General features: G+C 70.6%; 20 protein-coding genes. 2 read left to right on the top strand and 18 right to left on the bottom strand.

From position 1 onward, the window contains the following. Positions 1-6: 6 nt before the first annotated feature. The 16 genes from nuoF to paaA all read right to left on the bottom strand — a co-directional run bounded on the left by nuoF (position 7) and on the right by paaA (position 15,655). A complete protein-coding gene (nuoF, locus tag ACX27O_RS02755; protein WP_210858518.1) occupies positions 7-1,323 on the bottom strand; it encodes an NADH-quinone oxidoreductase subunit NuoF in 1,317 nt (438 codons plus the stop codon). Continuing rightward, the gene (nuoE, locus tag ACX27O_RS02750) at positions 1,320-2,471 is read right to left on the bottom strand and encodes an NADH-quinone oxidoreductase subunit NuoE (RefSeq protein WP_030334129.1); all 1,152 of its coding nucleotides are present in this window, start codon (positions 2,469-2,471) and stop codon (positions 1,320-1,322) included. The genes nuoF and nuoE overlap by 4 nt, the downstream gene beginning before the upstream one ends. A gap of 52 nt (positions 2,472-2,523) precedes the next feature. After that, complete coding sequence (locus ACX27O_RS02745; RefSeq protein WP_030334127.1) at positions 2,524-3,849, bottom strand: NADH-quinone oxidoreductase subunit D; 1,326 nt, start codon at positions 3,847-3,849, stop codon at positions 2,524-2,526. Next, positions 3,846-4,583: an NADH-quinone oxidoreductase subunit C gene (locus tag ACX27O_RS02740; protein ID WP_030334125.1), complete on the bottom strand. Its 738-nt coding sequence runs from the start codon at positions 4,581-4,583 to the stop codon at positions 3,846-3,848. Before ACX27O_RS02740 ends, ACX27O_RS02745 begins: the two co-directional genes overlap by 4 nt. Further along, complete coding sequence (locus ACX27O_RS02735) at positions 4,580-5,257, bottom strand: NuoB/complex I 20 kDa subunit family protein (protein ID WP_030334123.1); 678 nt, start codon at positions 5,255-5,257, stop codon at positions 4,580-4,582. Before ACX27O_RS02735 ends, ACX27O_RS02740 begins: the two co-directional genes overlap by 4 nt. 14 nt (positions 5,258-5,271) lie before the next feature. Beyond that, complete coding sequence (locus tag ACX27O_RS02730; protein ID WP_007454588.1) at positions 5,272-5,637, bottom strand: NADH-quinone oxidoreductase subunit A; 366 nt, start codon at positions 5,635-5,637, stop codon at positions 5,272-5,274. A gap of 191 nt (positions 5,638-5,828) precedes the next feature. Beyond that, on the bottom strand, positions 5,829-7,106 hold the full coding sequence (locus ACX27O_RS02725; protein ID WP_030334120.1) for a geranylgeranyl reductase family protein: 1,278 nt from the start codon (positions 7,104-7,106) through the stop codon (positions 5,829-5,831). Positions 7,107-7,245: 139 nt separating this feature from the next. Next, a complete protein-coding gene (locus ACX27O_RS02720; protein ID WP_030334118.1) occupies positions 7,246-7,470 on the bottom strand; it encodes a hypothetical protein in 225 nt (74 codons plus the stop codon). An 85-nt stretch (positions 7,471-7,555) separates the two neighbouring features. Continuing rightward, the gene (locus ACX27O_RS02715; protein ID WP_030334115.1) at positions 7,556-8,266 is read right to left on the bottom strand and encodes a demethylmenaquinone methyltransferase; all 711 of its coding nucleotides are present in this window, start codon (positions 8,264-8,266) and stop codon (positions 7,556-7,558) included. Between the two features lie 189 nt (positions 8,267-8,455). Next, a complete protein-coding gene (locus ACX27O_RS02710; protein ID WP_458938899.1) occupies positions 8,456-10,165 on the bottom strand; it encodes a hypothetical protein in 1,710 nt (569 codons plus the stop codon). Between the two features lie 374 nt (positions 10,166-10,539). Further along, positions 10,540-11,730: a cyclic dehypoxanthinyl futalosine synthase gene (gene mqnC, locus ACX27O_RS02705; RefSeq protein WP_030334111.1), complete on the bottom strand. Its 1,191-nt coding sequence runs from the start codon at positions 11,728-11,730 to the stop codon at positions 10,540-10,542. Positions 11,731-11,928: 198 nt separating this feature from the next. Further along, the gene (gene paaE, locus ACX27O_RS02700) at positions 11,929-13,047 is read right to left on the bottom strand and encodes a 1,2-phenylacetyl-CoA epoxidase subunit PaaE (RefSeq protein ID WP_358135488.1); all 1,119 of its coding nucleotides are present in this window, start codon (positions 13,045-13,047) and stop codon (positions 11,929-11,931) included. After that, positions 13,044-13,520, bottom strand: a complete 477-nt coding sequence (gene paaD / locus ACX27O_RS02695) for a 1,2-phenylacetyl-CoA epoxidase subunit PaaD (protein ID WP_357636980.1) — start codon at positions 13,518-13,520, stop codon at positions 13,044-13,046. Before paaD ends, paaE begins: the two co-directional genes overlap by 4 nt. Then, positions 13,514-14,239: a 1,2-phenylacetyl-CoA epoxidase subunit PaaC gene (gene paaC / locus ACX27O_RS02690; protein WP_458938898.1), complete on the bottom strand. Its 726-nt coding sequence runs from the start codon at positions 14,237-14,239 to the stop codon at positions 13,514-13,516. Before paaC ends, paaD begins: the two co-directional genes overlap by 7 nt. 34 nt (positions 14,240-14,273) lie before the next feature. After that, positions 14,274-14,585, bottom strand: coding sequence for a 1,2-phenylacetyl-CoA epoxidase subunit PaaB (paaB, locus tag ACX27O_RS02685; RefSeq protein WP_358124174.1), 312 nt, complete (start codon positions 14,583-14,585; stop codon positions 14,274-14,276). Further along, on the bottom strand, positions 14,582-15,655 hold the full coding sequence (gene paaA / locus ACX27O_RS02680; protein WP_030334101.1) for a 1,2-phenylacetyl-CoA epoxidase subunit PaaA: 1,074 nt from the start codon (positions 15,653-15,655) through the stop codon (positions 14,582-14,584). The genes paaB and paaA overlap by 4 nt, the downstream gene beginning before the upstream one ends. A gap of 372 nt (positions 15,656-16,027) precedes the next feature. On the opposite strand from paaA, the gene ACX27O_RS02675 reads away from it, so the two are divergent. Further along, positions 16,028-17,017 carry a serine hydrolase gene (locus tag ACX27O_RS02675; RefSeq protein ID WP_030334099.1) on the top strand — a complete coding sequence of 330 codons (990 nt, stop codon included), beginning with the start codon at positions 16,028-16,030 and terminating at the stop codon, positions 17,015-17,017. 50 nt (positions 17,018-17,067) lie between these two features. After that, positions 17,068-17,973 (top strand): serine hydrolase, encoded by a 906-nt coding sequence (locus tag ACX27O_RS02670; protein ID WP_374224232.1) that lies wholly within the window; start codon positions 17,068-17,070, stop codon positions 17,971-17,973. A gap of 66 nt (positions 17,974-18,039) precedes the next feature. Here ACX27O_RS02670 and ACX27O_RS02665 read toward each other — a convergent pair whose 3' ends face one another. Both ACX27O_RS02665 and ACX27O_RS02660 read right to left on the bottom strand, forming a co-directional pair. After that, on the bottom strand, positions 18,040-18,891 hold the full coding sequence (locus ACX27O_RS02665; protein WP_030334095.1) for a menaquinone biosynthetic enzyme MqnA/MqnD family protein: 852 nt from the start codon (positions 18,889-18,891) through the stop codon (positions 18,040-18,042). Continuing rightward, on the bottom strand, positions 18,843-20,327 hold the full coding sequence (locus tag ACX27O_RS02660; protein WP_210858759.1) for an MFS transporter: 1,485 nt from the start codon (positions 20,325-20,327) through the stop codon (positions 18,843-18,845). The genes ACX27O_RS02665 and ACX27O_RS02660 overlap by 49 nt, the downstream gene beginning before the upstream one ends. Positions 20,328-20,335: the final 8 nt, after the last annotated feature.

Raw genomic sequence — 20,335 nt, 5'->3', positions numbered from 1 at the left:
CGCTCATCAGTGCGCACCCACCAAGGTCTTCTCCGACAGCTTGGGAGCTTTACGACCCTCGATGTAGTCGAGGTAGTCCTGCTTGAAGTACTTCAGCGAGGAGGTCACCGGGCTGGTCGCGCCGTCACCCAGGCCGCAGAACGACCGGCCGAGGATGTTGTCACAGGTGTCCAGCAGGGTGTCCAGGTCTTCGTGGGTGCCCTGACCGGCGAGGATCCGCCGGTAGACCCGGACCATCCAGTAGTTGCCCTCACGGCACGGGGTGCACTTGCCGCACGACTCGTGGTGGTAGAACTCCAACCACCGGTACGTCGCGTAGACCGGGCAGTCCTGGTCCGAGAAGATCTGCGTGGCAGTGGTGCCGAGGATCGAGCCGGCCGCCGCCACCCCCTCGAAGTCGAGTGGCACGTCCAGGTGCTCGGCGGCCAGCAGCGGGGTGGACGAGCCCCCCGGGGTCCAGAAGCGCAGGTTGTGGCCGGGCTGCATGCCACCGGCCAGCTCCAGCAGCTCGCGCAGCGTGATACCCATCGAGCACTCGTACTGGCCCGGGTTGGCGACCCGCCCGGAGAGCGAGTAGATCATCGGCCCGGAGGACTTCTCGGTGCCCATGCTCTTCCACCAGTCGGCCCCACCGAGCACGATCGGCGGCACGCTGGCGATGGTGCCGACGTTGTTCACCACCGTCGGGCTCGCGTACAGGCCGTGGGTGGCCGGGAACGGCGGGCGCAGCCGGGGCTGGCCCCGGAACCCCTCCAGCGAGTCCAGCAGCGCCGTCTCCTCGCCGCAGATGTACGCGCCGGCGCCGGAGTGCACCACCAGCTCCAGGTCGTAGCCGCTGCGCAGGATGTTCCGGCCGAGGTAACCCTTGTCGTACGCCTCCTGGACCGCGTTGCGCAGCCGACGCGCGGCGTGCACCGCCTCGCCCCGGATGTAGATGTAGGCGCGGGCGGCCCGGATCGCGTACGACGCGATGATCACGCCCTCGACCAGCGCGTGCGGGTCGTGGGTCATCAGCGGCAGGTCCTTGCAGGTGCCCGGCTCGCCCTCGTCGGCGTTGACCACCAGGTAGTGCGGCTTACCGTCGCCCTGGGGGATGAAGCCCCACTTGAGGCCGGTCGGGAAACCGGCGCCACCCCGGCCGCGCAGCCCGGAGTCCTTGATCAGCTGGATCAGGTCGTCCGGGTGGGCCTTGAGCGCCTTGCGCAGCGCGGCGTAGCCGTCGAGCTGCTCGTACGTGCCGATGCGCCAGGCGTCCGGCGACAGCCAGCGCTTGGTCAGCACCGGCGTCAGCTTGGCCAGCGTCTCCGGGCGGGGAGTGGTCACTTCTGGGCCCCCGTTTCGCTCGCGTCAGCCGATCCGGCGCCGTCGGCGTCCGTGTCGGCCTTCGCTTCGGTGAGGTTGCGCTCCTGCGCCCCGGCCTCGTCGCCGGCGGGCTTGCCGTCGCCGGCCGGCGCGTTGGCCGCCACGCCGGCCGCCTCGGCCGAGCGCGCGTCGCCGGCCTGTGGCGCGGTGCCGCTGCTGTCCGCCGGGGCCTTCGTGCCGGGCGCGTCCGGCACAGCGGTGCCCGCGTCCGGCTGCCGGGTCTCGGCGGTACGCACCTGCGGCGACTTGTCGTCCGGTGCCTTCACGTCCCGGGTGGTGCTGCCGGCGGCGGCCGCCGGCTCGGCGACCCCGGTCGGGGCGGACGCCCCGTCGCCGCCCTTGACCGGCGCGGCGCTGGCCTCGACGGGCGCCGGCTTGGCGGCCTCGGCCTTCGCCTTCGCCTCGGCGGCGGCCTTGTCGGCCTCGGCCTTGCTGCGGATCGGGGTGTTGGGGTCGAAGTTCGGCACCGAGACGCCGTGCTGCTGGGCCAGCCGCAGCCCGCGCAGGGTCGGCTCGCCCGGCCCGCCGTCGGCGACGGCACCGTCGCGGTCGTCGGCGAAACCGGCGAGCTGCACCGCCATCTCCTTGAGGGTGCAGAGCCGGGCGCCCCGGGTCGGCATCGGCCGGCCGCCGGCCCGCAGCTCGTCGACCACACCGACAGCGGTGGAGGGGTCCACGCCGTCGAAGAAGTCGTAGTTGACTGTCATCACCGGGCCGTAGTCGCACGCCGCCAGGCACTCGGCGTGCTCCAGCGTGATCGTGCCGTCGGCGGTGGTCTCGTCGTGCCCGACGCCCAGGTGCTCGGAGAGGGTGTCGTAGACCTCCTGGCCACCGAGCACGTTGCACATGGTGTTGGTGCAGACGCTGACCAGGAAGTCACCGGTCGGCTTGCGCTTGTACATCGTGTAGAAGGTGGCCACCGCGCCGACCTGGGCCTTGTTCAGCCCCAGCACCTCGGCGCAGAACGCGACACCGGCCGGGGAGACGTAGCCCTCCTCGGCCTGCACCAGGTGCAGCAGCGGCAGCAACGCCGAGCGGGACCGGTCCGCCGGGTAACGGGCGATGATCTCGCGCGCCCGCTCCCGGGTCTCGTCAGTGAAAGTCGTCATCAGCGCCGCCTTCCGTTCGCGACTGCGGGGCTCGCAAGCTCACTCCTCGCACTCACCGGTCACAACCCCCCATGACCGGGTCCAACGAGGCTCCGCCGGCGATCACGTCGGCGATCAGACCGCCCTCGGCCATCGCCGGGAGGGCCTGCAGGTTGACGAAGCTCGGCTCCCGGTAGTGCACCCGGTAGGGCCGGGTGCCACCGTCGGAGACCGCGTGGACGCCCAGCTCGCCGCGGGGCGCCTCGATGGCGACGTACACCTGGCCGGGCGGGACCCGGAAGCCCTCGGTCACCAGCTTGAAGTGGTGGATCAGCGACTCCATCGACTGACCCATGATCTTCGCGACGTGCTCCAGCGAGTTGCCCATGCCGTCGACGCCGATGGCCAGCTGCGCCGGCCAGGCGATCTTGCGGTCGGCGACCATCACCGGGCCCGGGCGGAGCCGGTCCAGCGCCTGCTCGACAAGCTTCAGCGACTCCCGGATCTCGGCGAGCCGGACCTGGTAGCGACCCCAGACGTCACCGTCGGGGTGGGTCGGCACGTCGAACTCGTACGTCTCGTAGCCGCAGTACGGCATGGTCTTGCGCAGGTCCCAGGCGAGGCCGGCGGAGCGCAGCACCGGGCCGGTGATGCCGAGCGCCACGCAGCCGGTGACGTCCAGCACCGCGACGTTCTTCGTCCGCTCGGTCCAGATCGGCTGGCCGGAGAGAAGGTCCTCGTACTCCTTGAGCTTCTTCGGCATCATCTTGAGGAACTCGCGGATCTTGACGACCGCGTCGTCCGGCACGTCCTGCGCCACACCGCCGGGCCGCACGTACGCGTGGTTCATCCGCAGACCGGTGATGGTCTCGAAGATGTCGAGGATGTACTCCCGCTCCCGGAAGCCGTACAGCATGATCGAGATCGCGCCCAGCTCCATGCCGGTGGTGGCCAGCCAGACCAGGTGCGACGAGATCCGGTTGAGCTCCATCATCAGCACGCGGATGGTGGTGGCCCGCTCGGTGATGTCGTCGGTGATGCCGAGCAGCTTCTCGACGGCGAGGGCGTACGCGGTCTCGTTGAAGATCGGGGCGAGGTAGTCCATCCGGGTCACGAAGGTCGAGCCCTGGACCCAGTTGCGGTATTCGAGGTTCTTCTCGATGCCGGTGTGCAGGTAGCCGACGACCGAACGGGCCTCGCGGACCGTCTCGCCCTCGAGCTCCAGGATCAGCCGCAGCACCCCGTGCGTGGACGGGTGCTGCGGACCCATGTTGACCACGATGCGCTCGTCGTTGATCGGGTCGGTGCCCGAGACGATCGTGTCCCAGTCCCCACCGGTGACGGTGAAGACCCGACCCTCGTCGGTCTCACGCTCGCTGGCGTAGTTCGACGTCGTCACTGGTACGACCTCCGCTCGTTCGGCGGCTGGATCTCCGCGCCCTTGTACTCGACGGGGATGCCGCCGAGCGGGTAGTCCTTGCGCTGCGGGTGCCCCTCCCAGTCGTCCGGCATGAGGATCCGGGTCAGGCTGGGGTGGCCGTCGAAGACGATGCCGAACATGTCGTACGCCTCCCGCTCCTGCCAGTCCGCGGTCGGGTAGACGGCGGTCACGCTGGGCAGGTGCGGGGCCTCGACGGAGACGGCGGCCTCCAGCCGGACCCGCCGCCGGTACGTCATCGAGGTGAGCAGGTAGACCACGTGCAGGCGACGCTCGTCGGCGCCCAGGTAGTCCGCGCCGGACACCGAGGAGCAGAGCTCGAACCGCAGCGCCAGGTCGTCGCGCATCACCTGGCAGACCTCGGCGATCCGCTCCGGGCGTACGTGCAGGGTCAGCTCACCCCGGTCGACCACGACCTTCTCGATGGCGTCGTTGAAGGCCGGGTACGCCTCCTCCAGCGCGTCGCGGACCTCGTCGAAGTAGCCCCCGTACGGCCGGGACGCCTCCTCGATGGGCTGGCGCTGGCGGACCAGGCCGCCGTAACCGGACACGTCGCCGGTGCCCTGGTTGCCGAACATCCCGCGACCGGCCGGGCTGGCCGGCGGGAACTCGGCGGGGGCGCCACTGGTGGCGCCGGCCGGCACCACCGGCAGCGGTACGCCGCCGTCGTTTGGCTTGTCCGTGGGTGACGTCATTTCGGGCCTGCCTGCGGGTGGAGGTGGTTCTGAGCGTTCATCCAGTTCTCGATGCGCAGCTGCTCCTCGCGCCCCTCGCGGACCGCCCGGGTCCACTCGGCGCGCCGGGCCTTGTCGTTGCGGTACGAGGACGGCATCGAGCCGTAGGGCACCACCGGAACGTCGCCGCGCTCCTGGCGCGCGGCCAGCATCTTGCGACCGTTCGGGCCCAGTGGCTCGTACATGATCTTTTCGCGGAGCTTGAGGATCGCGTCGATGAGCATCTCCGGCCGGGGCGGGCAGCCGGGGAGGTACATGTCGACCGGCACCACGTGGTCGACGCCCTGCACGATCGCGTAGTTGTTGAACATGCCGCCGCTGCTGGCACAGACGCCCATCGAGAGCACCCAGCGCGGCTCGGCCATCTGGTCGTAGATCTGGCGCAGCACCGGGGCCATCTTCTGGCTCACCCGGCCGGCCACGATCATCAGGTCGGCCTGCCGGGGCGACGCCCGGAAGACCTCCATGCCCCAGCGGCCCATGTCGTAGTGCGGACCACCGGCGGCCATCATCTCGATGGCGCAGCAGGCCAGGCCGAAGGTGGCGCCCCACACGGACGACTTCCGAGACCAGTTGACCAGCTTCTCCACCGAGGTGAGCAGGACGCCGGCGGGAAGCTTCTCCTCGATGCCCATCTGACGTTCCTTCCTCAGTCCCAGTCCAGGCCGCCGCGCCGCCACACGTAGGCGTACGCAACGAAGACCGCGACGATGAACAGGACCATCTCCACGAAGCCGAAGATCGGCAGAGCGTCGAACGAGACCGCCCAGGGGTAGAGGAAGATGATCTCGATGTCGAAGACGATGAAGAGCATCGCCGTCAGGTAGAACTTGATCGGGAACCGCCCGCCGCCGACCGGCTGCGGGCTGGGCTCGATGCCGCACTCGTAAGCCTCGAGTTTGGCCTTGTTGTAGCGCCGGGGACCGGCGAAGCGGGCGGCGCCGACGGAAAACAGCGAGAACGCCGCGGCGAGGGCGAACAGCCCGATGATCGGTGCGTAAGGCGAGAGCGACATCGTTTTCTCCTGCTCGTCCTTCCCTGCCCTCGGTGCTTGACGAAAATCACACTATTCACGTCCCTCGCAGTGGCAGTCGGCGGGGGTCGATCTTTGTCGGCGCCGGGGCCGTGACCAGCACCGATGCCGTCCTACGTATACAGTTCCGGCTGTCGTCGATGACCGCTGGACCCGCAGGGCCACTCCTCGCGCTACACGGCGGGAGCGGCTTTCGTCATCGCGTTGATGACCCGGTCCATCGCGTCCCCGCCGCGCGGGTCGGTCAGGTTGGCCAACAACTTGAGCACGAAACGCATCAGCGTCGGATGCGGCATGCCGTGTTTGGTGGCGATCCGCATGATCTCGGGGCGGCCGATCAGTTTCACGAAGATGCCGCCCAACCGGTAGTAGCCGCCGAGTCGGGCCTTCAGCTCGTTCGGGTACGCCAGCAGCGCGCGCTCCCGCTCCGGGCCGGCCGGCCGGGCGAGGGCCTGGACCACGACCTCCGCGGCCAACTCGCCGGACTCCATGGCGTACGCGATGCCCTCACCGTTGAACGGGTTGACCATGCCGCCCGAGTCGCCGACCAGCAGCACGCCGCGCGTGTAGTGCGGCACCCGGTTGAAGCCCATCGGCAGCGCGGCGCCCAGGATCGGGCCGTCGGCGTTGGCCTCGTCGGTCATCCCCCAGTCTTCCGGGGTGTTGGCGAGCCAGTCGGTGAGCAGCCGGCGATAGTTGGTCTTGCCGAACGCCGAGGACGAGTTGAGCACGCCGAGGCCGACGTTGACCCGCCCGTCACCGAGGCCGAAGATCCAGCCGTACCCGGGCAGCAGGTTGTCGCCGCTGTCCTTGCTGCGCAGCTCGAGCCAGGACTCCAGGTAGTTGTCCTCGTGCTTGGCCGGCGAACGGTAGTAGCGGCGGACGGCCACACCGATCGGCCGGTCCTCCCGCTTGGCCAGCCCGAGCGCGAGCGGGAACCGGCCGGAGACACCGTCGGCCGCGACGACCAGCGGGGCGCGGAAGGTGGTGGGCTCCTTGCCCGGCCCGACCTCCGCCTCGACGCCGGTGACGCGACCATCGTCGTCGAGCACGGGGCCCAACACGTTGACGCTGGTCCGCAGCTTCGCGCCGGCCGCCACCGCCCGCTGGGCGAGCAGGTCGTCGAAGTCCAGTCGCGTGCGCACCAGACCGTAGTTGGGGAAGCTGGCCAGCTCCGGCCAGTCCAGTTCCAGGCGCACCCCACCGCCGATGACCCGCAGGCCGCGGTTGTGCAGCCAGCCCGCCTCGGGCGAGGTGTCCACACCCATCCGGATGAGTTGGCGCACCGCGCGCGGGGTCAACCCGTCGCCGCAGACCTTCTCCCGTGGGAACTCGGTCTTCTCCAACAACAGCACCCGTACGCCGTGCCGGGCCAGGTGGTACGCAGTCGCTGATCCACCGGGACCGGCGCCCACGACAATGACGTCGGCGTCGTGTTCCACCGCGGTCATTCGCGCCTCCTCCCGCATGCTCGTGAAATGCTTCACAAGCCAGACGGGACGAGTGTATGACCGGCGTCATACCAGCGCAGGATCAGGGGTACCTAACTCGCCGATGTGACACCCCATGACCGTCCACAGCGGTCAGGTGTCAGGCCGGGCTGGAGGCGTCCAGGCCCGCGTCGACCCGGATCGTCTCCGGCAGATGCTCGCGGAGCGCCCCGCCCGCCGCGCGGTCCAGCGCGGCCAGCACCTCGGCGACCACCTGCCGGACCTCGACCGGGTCGGCCCCGGCCAGCTCGCGCAACTGGGCGATGAGTTCGGCCGCGTCGTCGTCGGTGGCGGCCACCGGGTCCGCCGGGTCTGCTCCGGTCATGCGGTCGAGCGTACGGGGCAAAGTGGACTAAAGCCTGATATTAGCGGAACCTGAATAATGTCCGCGCCCGCTGGAGGGCCCGCCGCTACTGGCGGATCCCCCGGTGCAGGGCCACCACGCCACCGGTCAGGTTGCGCCACGCCACCCGCCCCCACCCGGCCGCGGCCACCCGCCCGGCCAGCGCGGACTGCGCCGGCCAGGCCCGGACCGACTCGGCGAGATAGACGTACGCCTCGGGGTTGCTCGACACCGTACGAGCCACCGCCGGCAACGACCGCATCAGGTACGACAGGTAGACCGTCCGGAAGACGGGGTTGACCGGGGTGCTGAACTCGCAGACCACCAACCGGCCACCCGGCCGGGTCACCCGGGCCAGCTCACGCAGCGCCGCGTCGGTGTCGTTGACGTTGCGCAGCGCGAAGGAGATCGTCACCGCGTCGAAGCTCGCGTCGGCGAACGGCAGGCGCAGCGCGTCCCCCGCCAACAGCGGCACCTCGGGCCGGGCCCGCTTGCCGGTGTGCAGCATGCCCAGCGACAGGTCCACCCCGACCGCGTACGCCCCGGACTGGGCCAGCTCACGCGTCGAGACGCCGGTGCCCGCGCCCACGTCCAACACCCGCTCGCCCGGCCGCAACCCGAGCGCCGCCCGGGTGGCCCGACGCCAGGAGCGGTCCTGCCCCAGCGAGATCACGGTGTTGGTCAGGTCGTAACGCTCTGCCACGCCGTCGAACATCGCGGCGACCTCGTGCGGCTGCTTGTCCAGACTGGCGCGCTGGCCCTGCGGGGTACGGCTCACCCCTCCACTCTGCCAGCCGCCCGCCAATCGACACTCGCTGGGTGGCGTGGCACGCACCACTGACGCGAAGGGGCGGGGTGGTCGCCCACCCCGCCCTCGCGTCGTGCCTGCGTCCCTGACGCCTCAGTCAGGACGCGTACCGCCGTCGCTGTCGCGCCTCGTCCGCGCGCCGTCGCCAGCAGCCCGGTGTCAGTCGGTCGACTTCTCGTCGGCCGGCGAGACCACCACCACCTTGCGGCGACGGGTGAGCACCAGCAGCGCTCCACCCACGAGCAGGATGACCGCGCCGATACCGCCGATCAGGCCGACCTGCACACCGGTCACCGGCAGGCCACCACCTCCCGAGCCGCCACCGGTGGAGCCGCCACCGGCACCCGGCGAGACGGTCGCGCCCGGCGTCGTCGTACCGCTCGGACCCGGCGTCGGAGTGACAGTCGCGCTCGGCGTCTGGGTCGGCGTGGCCGTCGCGGTCGGCGTCGGCGTGACCGTCGGAGTGTCAGTCGGGGTCGGGGTCGGGGTCGTCGTCTCCGTCGGAGTGGCCGTCGGGGTCGGCGTCTCGGTCGGGGTGACCGTCGGCGTCGGGGTCGGCGTCTCCGTCGGGGTCGGCGTCTCCGTCGGAGTCGGCGTCTCCGTCGGAGTCGGCGTCGGCGTCTCCGTCGGAGTCGGCGTCTCCGTCGGAGTCGGCGTCTCCGTCGGAGTCGGAGTCTCGGTAGGAGTCGGGGTCGGGGTCTCCGTCGGGGTCGGGGTCTCCGTCGGGGTCGGCGTCTCCGTCGGAGTCGGAGTCTCCGTTGGCGTCGGGGTCTCTGTCGACGTGACGGTCGGGGTCGGGGTCGGCGAGCCGGTCGGGGTGACCGTCGGCGTCGGAGTGGGCGACCCCGTCGGAGTGACAGTGGGCGTGGGCGTCGGCGTCGGGTCCACGGCCAGGTCGACGAAGACGTCGAAGACCGCCTGGTTGTCGCCCTCGTCGACCTCGGTGAAGGTCTTCCGCTGGGCGGTGCTGGCCCGCCGAGGCTGCTCCTCGGGCCTGCCGGCTGCCACGTCCAGACCGTGCGCCACCAGCTCGCCGACCCGCAGCACCGGCTCGGTGACGTCCTTACCGACGGTCACCTTGATGTCCGCCGTGTAGTAGTCACCGGGCCGGATCACCGCGCCGTCGTCCTGACAGAGCGCCTGAGCGACACCGAACGTCTGTGTGGTGCAGGTGTCCGGCAGCGTGTCGAAGGTGACGCCCGCCGGGAGGGTGAGCACGTAGGCGAGGCCGGTGGCCTTGCGACTGCCGTCGTTGTAGACCGCCCAGTCGACCGGCACCGTCTCGCCCGGCCGCACCGGACGAAGGTCGGGGTCGTCACCGTTGACACCGTTCACCACGACGTTCGCGTTGACGTCCTGCACCCAGCTGGTGAGGTCGTACCCGGGCTCGGTGACGGTGATGTCGTGCTCGACCTTGTTGTCTTCCTTGTTGGGGTCCTCGGTCGCCGACCGGATGGTGACCACCAGGGTGCCGGCAGCGCCCTTGCCACCGGTGGAGAAGATCGGGATGCCGAAGTCCTCGCTGGTGCCGGCGGCCAGGTCACCAAGGCGGCAGGTGAACTTCTTGCCGTTCACCCGGCAACCGTCGGGCACCACGACCCGAACCTTGTTCATCGTCAGCTTGCTGGTGTCCACCGTGTAACTGACACCCGTGGCGTCTTCCTTGCTCCGGGTGTTGTCGACAGTGAACTTGAACGGCTTGCTCTTGGCCTCCGTCACGCCCTTGGCCAGGTTGTAGCTGAGCGGCACCAGGGCCAGATCGGCCTGCTCGGCCGCCAGCACCGGGGCGGCAACGGCGGCGATGCCACCGGCCGCGATCAGCGCCACGACACTGGCGCGCACCAGCGTCGAGCGGTGGAACGCTGTCATCAGTCCCCCGGGGGTAGGGAAGAAAGAATGGTTGCGGAACGAGCGGACGCTATCGGAGGCCGTTCTCCCACGCCAGCAGGCGGACCCGATTTCATCCGTCCGGCCCGAGCTGGGCAGACAGTGCGGGCGGGATGGTCACCCATCCCGCCCGTACTGCCGTGCGTTATATGAACGACCCGCAGCGGGCCGATGGAGGACAGCCCCGTACGTCGACGGTGGTGCCAGATATGAGCCGGGACGCTAGCCGCCGACGATCATCTCCACCAGACCCGGACCGGACAGGCTGACGCTGCGGCGGCGGGGACCACCCGTACCGCCGGGGCGATCCGGCGGGAGCATGAGCGTCGATCAGCCGAACGGCCACCTGCCGACCGTCAGCTGACGTCCACCAGGGGTAGGGACTTTCCCGCACCACCGCCGGGCAGCGCGATCGAGGAGAAGTGCGAGACCACCCGCTCGTCGGTCGGGTCGTCGGCCGGCGTGTGGTGCACGGCGAGCCGGTTGTAGAGGGTGTCGCGCTGTGCGGGGATCCGGTCCGCCGAGCGGATCATGCCGATCAACTCGTGCAGGTTGGAGCGGTGCCGCGCACCGGCGGAGGAGATCACGTTCTCCTCCAGCATGATCGAGCCGAGGTCGTCCACGCCCATGTGCAGGGAGAGCTGCCCGACGTCCTTGCCGGTGGTCAGCCAGGACGCCTGCAGGTGCGGGACGGTCTCGAAGAACAGTCGGGCCACCGCGACGAGGCGCAGGTATTCCACCGTGGTCGCCTGGGTGCGGCCCTTGAGGTGGTTGTTCTCCGGCTGGTACGTCCACGGGATGAAGGACCGGAAACCGCGGGTGCGGTCCTGCACGTCCCGGATCATGCGCAGGTGCTCGATCCGCTCGGCGTGCGTCTCGCCGGTGCCCATCATCATGGTGGCGGTCGACTCGATGCCCTGCCGGTGGGCCAGCTCCATGACCTCCAGCCAGCGCTCGCCCGACTCCTTGAGGGGGGCGATGGCCTTGCGGGGCCGCTCGGGCAGCATCTCCGCGCCGGCGCCGGCGATCGAGTCCAGACCGGCGGTCTTGATCCGGGCGATGGCCTCGTCCAGGCTCACCCCGGAGACCTTGGCCATGTGCAGGATCTCGCTGGGGCCGATCGAGTGGATGACCAGGTTCGGGTACGCCTGCTTGACCGAGGAGAACAGCTCCTCGTAGTACTCCACGCCGTAGTCGGGGTGGTGCCCGCCCTGGAGCATCACCTGGGTCGCGCCCAGCTCGACCGCCTCGCCGCACCGGCGCAGGATCTCCTCGGTCGGGTGGGTCCACCCTTCCTGGTGCTTGGGCGCGCGGTAGAAGGCGCAGAACTTGCACGCCGTCACGCAGACGTTCGTGTAGTTGATGTTGCGGTCGATCAGGTACGTGACGACGTTGTCCGGGTAGCGCCGCCGGCGCACCGCGTCCGCCGCCTCACCCAACGCGTGGAAGGGCGCCTCGGTGTAGAGCAGCAGGGCCTCCTCGGGCGTGATCCGCCCGCCGTCCGCGCCGCGCTGCAGGATGTCGTCGATCTCCCGGCTCACCGTCACACCCCGAGCCTACGCCGACGACGCGCCCCTTCCCTGAGGGGTGCTTAAGGCTGTGATTCGCTCCGCACGCGCCAGGCCGGCACTGAACCGGGTCACCGCCACACCCTCACCGCGATCTTGCAGGTACCGTCGCGACACACGGGGCATTCCGCGCATACCGACGAACGAAACTGCAAGATCGACACGGGCGAGGGGCGATCAGGCGTCGTAGTCGATCGTGAGCTTGTCGGTGGTAGGGCTGGACTGGCAGGTCAGGACGTAGCCGGCGGCCAGCTCGTCGGGCTCCAGCGCATAGTTGCGGGCCATCGTGACCGCGCCGTCGACGACCTTCGCCTTGCAGGTGGAGCAGACGCCACCCTTGCAGGCGTACGGCAGCTCGCCGCGCACCTTCAGCGCGGCGTCCAGCACCCGTTCCTCGCGACCCATGGTGAAGCTCGACGAGCGGCCGTCCAGCACGATGGTCACCTCGGCCCCGGCACCCGCATGGTCGACGGGCCGGCGCACCGGCTCCGGCGGCGCGTCGACGTGGAACAGCTCGGTGTGCACCGCCGACTCGGGCAGACCGCGTGCGGTCAGCACGTCCCGGACGTCGACCACCATGCCGTACGGGCCGCAGAGGAACCACTCCTCGATGACGTCGCCCGGCACGATGGTGTCCAGCAACCGGCTCAGCCGCTCGGCGTCGATCCGACCGGACAGCAGCGGCGACTCGCCCTGCTCCCGGGAGAGGACATGCACCAGGTGCAGCCGGGTCGGGTGGCGGTCCTTCAGGTCGGCCAGTTCCTCGGCGAACATCACGGTGTTCGCCGTGCGGTTGCCGTACACCAGTGTGAAGGTGCTGGCCGGCTCGACGGCCAGGGCGGTCGCGACCAGCGCGAGCACCGGGGTGATGCCGGAGCCGGCGACGACCGCGCCGTAGTGCCGGGCGCGGTCCGGTGCGAACGCCGTGGTGAAGGTGCCCAGCGGCGGCAGCACCTCGACGGTGTCGCCACCGCGCAGCGCCCCGCAGGCGAACGCGGAGAAGGCGCCGCCGGGGATCTCCCGCACCCCGATCCGCAACCGGCCGCGCCGGGCCAGGTCGTCGGGGGTGGAGCAGATCGAGTACGACCGACGCACGTCGGCGCCGTCCGGCGCGGCCTGGCCCGGAAGACGCACGGTGAGGTGCTGGCCCGCACGGAACGCGAATGTCTCCCGCAGTTCCTCGGGTACGGCGAAGGTCACCGCCACTGAATCGTCGGTGAGCCGGTCGACGGCGGCGACGGACAACGGGTGGAAGACCGGCCGACGGCGAACCGGGCGGGTGATGGTGACAGTCACAGCGCCTTCAGGTGGTCGAAGGGTTCGGAGCAGGAACGGCACCGCCACAGCGCCTTGCACGCGGTGGAGCCGAACCGGCTGACCTGCTCGGTCTCCGGCGAGCCGCACCGCGGGCAGCGGACCGCGAGGGTCAGCGACACGACGCCGGCGGCGGGCACCGGGGCGGGCGGGGCGATCCCGGCGGCGGCGAGCTTGGCCCGCCCACCCTCGGAGATCCAGTCGGTGCTCCACGGTGGGCTGTAGACGGTCCGGACCTCGGCGTCCGGGTGGCCGGCGGCGGCGAGCGCGCGGCGGATGTCGGCCCGGATCACGTCCATCGCCGGGCAGCCGGTGTAGGTCGGGGTGATGGTGACGGTGACCCGGCCACTGGCCGGATCCTCCTCGACCGCGCGCAGGATGCCCAGCTCGTCGATGGTGATGACCCGGATCTCCGGGTCCACCACCGACGCGGCCGCCGCCCTGGGGTTCACCACTTCGCTCCCGGGTGGGCGCGGTGCAGCACCTGCATCTCGGCGAGCAGGTAGGCCAGGTGCTCGCTGTGCACACCGGCCCGCCCGCCGGCCGGGGCCCAGGCACTGCCCGGCCGGGTGAGCGTCGCCTCGGCCAACACCGGGCCGACGACCTCGTCGAACGCCGGCCGCAGGGTGGCCGGGTCGACCGGCGCCGCCGGGTCCGCGGCGAACAGCTCGTGGGTGTACGGCCACACGTGGTCGACGGCCGCCTGCATCCGACGGTGCGACTCCTCGGTGCCGTCACCGAGCCGCTTCACCCACAGCGCGCCGTGGTCCAGGTGGTACGCCGACTCCTTGCGCGCCTTCGCGCCGATCGCCGCCAACCGCTCGTCGGCACAGCCGGCCAGCGCCGTATACAGCGGCAGTTGGTACGCCGCCAGGAAGAACAGCTTCGCCATCGTCACCGCGAAGTCGCCGTTGGGCAGCTCGACCAGGAGAACGTTGCGGAACTGGCGGTCGTCACGCAGGTACGCCAGCGCGTCCTCGTCGCGCCCGGCGCCCTCCAACTCGCCCGCGTACGACAGCAGCAGGCGCGCCGCGCCGAGCTGGTCGAGGGCGATGTTGGCCAGCGCGATGTCCTCTTCCATCTCCGGGGCACGGGTGGTCCACTCGGCCAGCCGCTGGGCCGCGATCAACGCGTCGTCGGCGAGGGCGAGGGTGAAGTCGAAGGGCCCGTTCACGCCGTCACCCCGCTGAGCTGACTGGTTCGCTCGCTCACAGGTGAGCCACCCCCTCCGGCACCTCGTAGAAGGTGGGGTGGCGGTAGACCTTGTCGGCGGCCGGGTCGAAGAAGGCGTCCTTCTCGTCCGGGCTGGACGCGGTGATCGCGCCGGCCGGCACCACCCAGATCGACACGCCCTCCTGACGGCGGGTGTAGAGATCGCGGGCGTTGCGCAGGGCAAGCTCGGCGTCGGGGGCGTGCAGGCTGCCGACGTGGGTGTGCGACAGCCCGCGCCGCGCCCGCACGAAGACCTCCCACAGAGGCGAATGACCTGTCACGCCGGATTGCTCGGCACGCTCGCTCACGCGGCCACCTTCTCCTTGTTCGTCCGCTTCGCGGCGTACGCCGCGGCGGCCTCGCGTACCCAGCTGCCGTCGGCGTGCGCGGCGCGGCGGTGGGCCATCCGCTCGCGGTTGCACGGCCCGTCGCCGGAGATCACCCGCATCAGCTCGTCATAGTCCGGCTGGGTGTAGTCGTACGCCTGCCGCTCGTCGTTCCACCGCAGGTCGTCGTCGGGGATGCGGACCCCGAGGATCTCGGCCTGCTGGACGCACATGTCGACGAAGCGTTGACGCAGGTCGTCGTTCGAGAAGCGCTTGATCTTCCAGGCCATCGACTGGGTGGAGTGGGTGGAGTCGCCGTCCGGCGGGCCGAACATGGCCAGCGACGGGTACCACCATCGGTCCACCGCGTCCTGCGCCATGGCGTGCTGCTCGGGGGTGCCGTGCGCCAGGGTGTGCAGGATCTCGTAGCCCTGCCGCTGGTGGAACGACTCCTCCTTGCAGACCCGGATCATCGCGCGGGCGTACGGGCCGTAGGAGCAGCGGCACAGCGGCACCTGGTTGACGATCGCCGCACCGTCCACCAACCACCCGATGGCGCCGACGTCGGCCCAGCTGAGGGTGGGGTAGTTGAAGATCGAGCTGTACTTCTGGCGGCCGTCGAGCAGCAGCTGGACCAGTTCGTCGCGGCTGATGCCGAGGGTCTCGGCGGCGGCGTAGAGGTAGAGGCCGTGACCCGCCTCGTCCTGCACCTTGGCCAGCAGGATCGCCTTGCGCTTGAGCGACGGCGCCCGACTGATCCAGTTGCCCTCCGGCTGCATGCCGATGATCTCGGAGTGGGCGTGCTGGGCGATCTGCCGGATCAGCGTCCGCCGGTACGCGTCGGGCATCCAGTCGCGGGGTTCGATCTTCTGCTCGGCGTCGACCACCTCGGCGAAGTACGCCGCCAGGTCCTCGTCCGGCGCGGGCCCGCCCCGCCGCCCGCGCGCCGCCGCTGCCCGCAGCTCCGCCTCGGCGGCCTCGACCTCGCCCAGCAGACCGCCGGGCGCCTCGTCCGGGGCGCTGTTCGGGGCGGAGAAGTCGTTGCCATACATGAGGCTAAGTGTTACAGCTTGCGCCTCGTTGCACCAGGGGGTGTAACAGGAATCCGCGCATCCCATCCGTAGCCGAATGACTGCTTTGCGCGACCTGGGCGGCATTCCATCGCCGTGACTTGGGCCACGAAACAAAGGTGAACCCCTGCAAAAACCTCATACCGGCCCCATAACTCGCCTTTATCGCAGGTTGCCTAGTGTCGAAGTCTGGCGGTCGGGCGGTCCGGACGTAGACTTCTGCCGGACAACCGATCGGCTGCCGCGCATCGATATCTCCACCGAGGCCACCTCCCCCGGCCTCGGCGATCGCACCCGATTCGTCCCGACGACAAGCCGGTCCCCCCGGCCCTGACACCTGGAGTTCACCCACTCATGCGATCTCGCGTGACCCTGGTGCTCGCCATCACGGCAGTCGTGCTCGGCGGCGTCCTGCTGGTCCCCACCGCGTACGCCCGACTTGCCAGCGACGACAGCGGCGGAGGCGGCGGTGGCGGCACGTCGAGCGTCGCCGCGCCCGCACCCGCGCCACCGCCGCCGCCCACCCTGGCGGCCGGTCCGGTGTCGGTGAGCTTCAAGGGTGACTTCTTCTCCTGGGCCCTGATGGACCGCAAGACGGGCAAGATCTCCGGGTCGTCGAACATGGCCGCGACCAGCTCCACCGAATCGATGATCAAGGCGTGGATCGTCTCCGACTACCTGCGACAGCTCGGTGACAAGGAGCCGCCGGCATCGTTGAAGGAGGCGTCCCGACTCGCCATCGTCGACAGCAACGACAAGGCCGCCAACGCGGTCCACCGGGCTGCCGGCGGGTCCTACAAGGCCTCGTCGAGCAGCGTTCCGGACGCGGTGATCCAGCGGGCGATCAAGATCTGCGGGCTGACCGACACCAAGCGCGGCAACACCAAGCCGTACACCGGCTTCTGGAGCTACACCCGGATGTCTCCCCGCGACGCGGTCCGACTCGGCGACTGCATCGCCGACGGCAAGGCCGCCGGCCCGAAGTGGACGAAGTGGGTGCTGGACCAGATGAGCAAGGTCACGGGCACCACCGCGGCCAAGGACCAGAAGCCCGACTCCGGTGGCGGCCGCTGGGGGATCATCGACGGTCTACCCAAGTCGATCACCTCGCAGGGCCCGGTCAGCATCAAGAACGGTTGGACCCCGATCTACGGCGACGGCAACTGGCACGTCAACTGCCTCGCCGTCACCAGCAAGTGGAGCCTGGCGGTGATGCTGCGCTACCCGATCAGGACCGGCCTGGACTACGGCGCGAAGGTCTGCGCCAGCGTGGCCACCCAACTGGTCACCCCGCAGCCGGGTGCCGCGCTCAAGGTGCCGCAGCAGCCGGTCGGGAAGCTCTGATGGCCGGCACCCGTCGGGGAGACCGGCGTGGCGACGGCGACGCCTCCCCGATGCGGCTGATCGCCATCGCGGTCATCCTCATCGGCCTGGTGCTGGTGTCGCTGCGGTTGCTGCCCGGGTCGCCGTTCGAGTCGTCCGCCGCCGCCAAGTGGGGCGACGCCGGCACCAGCGACCGGCCCACCGGCTCCGGCACCGACCGCAGTGCCCGCCAGCCGTCCGCGCCGTCACCGAGCCCCAGCCCGTCGCTGGAGCCGCTGCCCTTCGCGGCCAAGAATCTCGACCTCGACATCGAGGGCTGGTACGCCTGGAGCGTCCTGGACCGCCGAACCGGAAAAATCATCGGTTCGAAGAACATGGACGAGACCAGCACGACCGCCTCCATGATCAAGGCGTGGATCGTCGCTGACTACCTGCGCCGCGCGGCCGACGCCGGCCAGACCCCGAGCGACGCGAAGCTCGCCGACGCGACCCGGATCATCCGGGACAGCGACAACACCCGGGCCGAGCAGTTCTACAACCTGGTCGGCCGAGACGCCTCGATCAAGCGCCTGATCTCCATGTGCGAGCTGACCGACAGCAGCGTCGCCCCCGACAAGGGCTGGAGCCGGACGGCGCTCTCACCCCGGGACACCGCCCGGATGGGCAACTGCATCGCCACCGGCACCGCCGCCGGGCCGAAGTGGACCAAGTGGCTGCTCAACGAGATGAAGCTGGTTCGTGGCGGCGGCGACTTCGGTATCCGCAAGGCCTTCCCGGCCGCCGAGCAGAAGAAGATCGCCATCAAGAACGGGTGGATCGACCGGACCAGGGAGCAGGAGATGCACATCAACTGCCTGGCCATCGGCGACACCTGGACGATGGGCGTGATGGTCAAGTACCCGATCAACATGGGCTACGACTACGGCATGAAGAACTGCGAGAAGATCACCGAGGCGCTGCTCCGCACCGGCACCTGAGCCGTCCACGCTGACGCCGGCCCGGGCCGCTGCCGACCCGGGCCGTTGGTGCGCCGTCGGCAGGGGTCAGCCGGCGAAGAACTCCGGACCGCCCTCCGGCAGCGCCGGGGCCTCCCCGATCGCGGCGGCCCGTCGGGCCCACTCGCGCAGCCCGGCGACCTGCCGATCGCCGAGGGAGAAGTCGAGGGTCCGGAAGTACGTGGCGAGCGTCTGCGCGTCGAACGTCTCCCAGCGCGCCGCCGCCTCGGCCACCTGGTCCAGCTCCGCCAGGCAGAGGTCCCGGGAGCGCAGGAAAGCCTCGTGCACCTCCTTGACCAGGCCCGGGTGGGCGGCGGCGAAGTCACGGCGGACCGCCCAGACGGCGAAGACCATCGGCAGCCCGGTCCAGTCCCGCCACGCCTGCCCGAGGTCGGTGACAGTGAGGCCCTTCTGCGGCGCCTCGTAGTACGCCCGCAGCGCCACGTCCCCGATCAGCACGGCCGCGTCGGCCTCCAGCAGCATCTGGGTCAGGTCCGGCGGGCACCGGAAGTACTCGGGCCGCACGTTGTACTGCTCGGCGAGCAGCAGTTGCGCCGTCATCACCCCGGTCCGCGAGGTCGAGCCGAGCGCCACCCGCGCGCCGTCCAACTCGTCGAGGGGTCGGGTGGAGACCATGTTGACCGACAGCACCGGACCGTCGCTGCCGACCGCCAGGTCCGGGAGGAGCAGCAGCTCGTCGGCGTGCTTCAGGTACTCCAGCAGCGTGATCGGGCCGATGTCGAGGTCGCCGGCGACCAGCGCCGCACTCAACCGGTCCGGCGAGTCCTTGTGCAGGTCCACGTCGAGCAGGGCACCGGAGCGCATCAAACCCCAGTAGATCGGCAGGCAGTTCAGGAACTGGATGTGCCCGACTCGCGGGCGTGCGATGCGCTCAGCCATGGCCCGACCGTATCCCCGGCGGCGGGCGCCGGCTCGGCGGGCCGGCCCGAAGTGGCCAACCCCGCACTTGACCGGGCAGCTCGGCCGCCTTCCGGGGCGTTGGCCGCTTGTCGACCGCCTGCCGGCGCGTCGGCCGCTCGTCGACCGTCTGCCGGGGCGTCGGTCAGCGACGACCGTCGTACCGCCCGGGTCACGACCGGCACGAAGCCCAGCACCACCAACAACCCGAGCACCCCGGCGCCGGCGATCAGCGGTCGGGGCGGAACGACGGCGAGCAACGCCCCGCCGATCAGGAAGCCCGCCATCGAGCCACCCTGCACCGCCGCGCCGTAGCTGGCGTACGCCCGGGCGCGCATCGCCTCCGGCACCCGCCGAGCGGTGAGCAGGTTGGCGAAGACGTTGTCGCCGCCGTTGGCCGCGCCTCCCACCAGCCAGAGCGGCACCAACACACCTGCCGCCGGCACCGTCGCCGCGAGCAACACCATCAAACTGCACACGGCCAGGGTGGCCAGCACCCCGCGTACCAACGCGCCGTCGTCGTCGAGCCGCCGAGCGAGTCGTACGGCGAGCCAGGTCCCCGGCAGCATGCCGGCCATCCATGCGGCGCTGACCAGGCCGTACGTGGTCGCCGAGCCCTCCAGGGTCTCCCGGATGAAGAAGACCTCGATCACGTTGATGCCGCCGATCGCCGCGATCACCACGGCGGTGCTCACCACCATCACGAGCATCAGCGGGTCGCGGCGCAGCCGCCAGCCGATCTCCGTACCCCCCGGGGTTGTCACGCCGCCCGAGGCGGCCTGGCTGCCCCCGGCGGCGGCCTCGCTGCTCGCGGCGGCGGCGGTCTGGCTGGCGGCGGACCGCCGGCCGCCGCGTCGGGTCCGCAGCAGCAGGCCCGCGACCACCAACGCCAGGTAGGTCGCGGCATCGAGAAGCAGCGGTACGCGGGTGCCGAACTGTCCCACCAGCAGACCGGCCAGCACCGGGCCGCCGAGCGCACCGAGCGAGACGGCGGTCTGACTGATCGCGCTGGCCCGGGGCAGGTCGGCCGGGCGGACCATCGCCGGCAGCAGCGCCGCGAGGCAGGGTTGGGTCACCGCGAGCCCGCAGGCCAGCAGTGCGACGAGCCCGACCACCAGTGCCGGTTGCTCGACGACGGCGAGGAGGGCACAGACGCAGGCCTGCCCGAAACCGACTGTCACCAGCAGGGTGCGGCTGTCCATCCGGTCGGCGAGTCGGCCCGCGAGCGGGGCGAGCACCACCAGGGGCAGGGTGGCGGCGAGCAGCAGGCCCGACACGGCCAGCCCACCGGCACCGGCACCCTGCAGGGCCAGTGCCAGCGCGGTCGCCGCGAGGAAGTCGCCGCAGATGGTGGTGCCCCGGGCAGCGGCGGCGAGCCAGACGTCCGCCCAGCGCGACTCGTCAGTTGCGAAGGACATACTTCGAA

The organism is Micromonospora sp. SD19 (assembly GCF_054462275.1).
The sequence above is the reverse complement of the archived record's forward strand: the minus strand, read 5'-3'. Positions and strand labels throughout refer to the sequence as shown.

Coding starts and splice junctions, on each gene's coding strand:
- nuoE (WP_030334129.1), bottom strand. CDS start 2,471: ATGACGACTTTCACTGACGAGACCCGGGAGCGGGCGCGCGAGATCATC.
- ACX27O_RS02740 (WP_030334125.1), bottom strand. CDS start 4,583: ATGACGTCACCCACGGACAAGCCAAACGACGGCGGCGTACCGCTGCCG.
- ACX27O_RS02735 (WP_030334123.1), bottom strand. CDS start 5,257: ATGGGCATCGAGGAGAAGCTTCCCGCCGGCGTCCTGCTCACCTCGGTG.
- ACX27O_RS02730 (WP_007454588.1), bottom strand. CDS start 5,637: ATGTCGCTCTCGCCTTACGCACCGATCATCGGGCTGTTCGCCCTCGCC.
- ACX27O_RS02725 (WP_030334120.1), bottom strand. CDS start 7,106: ATGACCGCGGTGGAACACGACGCCGACGTCATTGTCGTGGGCGCCGGT.
- ACX27O_RS02720 (WP_030334118.1), bottom strand. CDS start 7,470: ATGACCGGAGCAGACCCGGCGGACCCGGTGGCCGCCACCGACGACGAC.
- ACX27O_RS02710 (WP_458938899.1), bottom strand. CDS start 10,165: ATGACAGCGTTCCACCGCTCGACGCTGGTGCGCGCCAGTGTCGTGGCG.
- paaA (WP_030334101.1), bottom strand. CDS start 15,655: ATGTATGGCAACGACTTCTCCGCCCCGAACAGCGCCCCGGACGAGGCG.
- ACX27O_RS02675 (WP_030334099.1), top strand. CDS start 16,028: ATGCGATCTCGCGTGACCCTGGTGCTCGCCATCACGGCAGTCGTGCTC.
- ACX27O_RS02670 (WP_374224232.1), top strand. CDS start 17,068: ATGCGGCTGATCGCCATCGCGGTCATCCTCATCGGCCTGGTGCTGGTG.
- ACX27O_RS02665 (WP_030334095.1), bottom strand. CDS start 18,891: ATGGCTGAGCGCATCGCACGCCCGCGAGTCGGGCACATCCAGTTCCTG.
- ACX27O_RS02660 (WP_210858759.1), bottom strand. CDS start 20,327: ATGTCCTTCGCAACTGACGAGTCGCGCTGGGCGGACGTCTGGCTCGCC.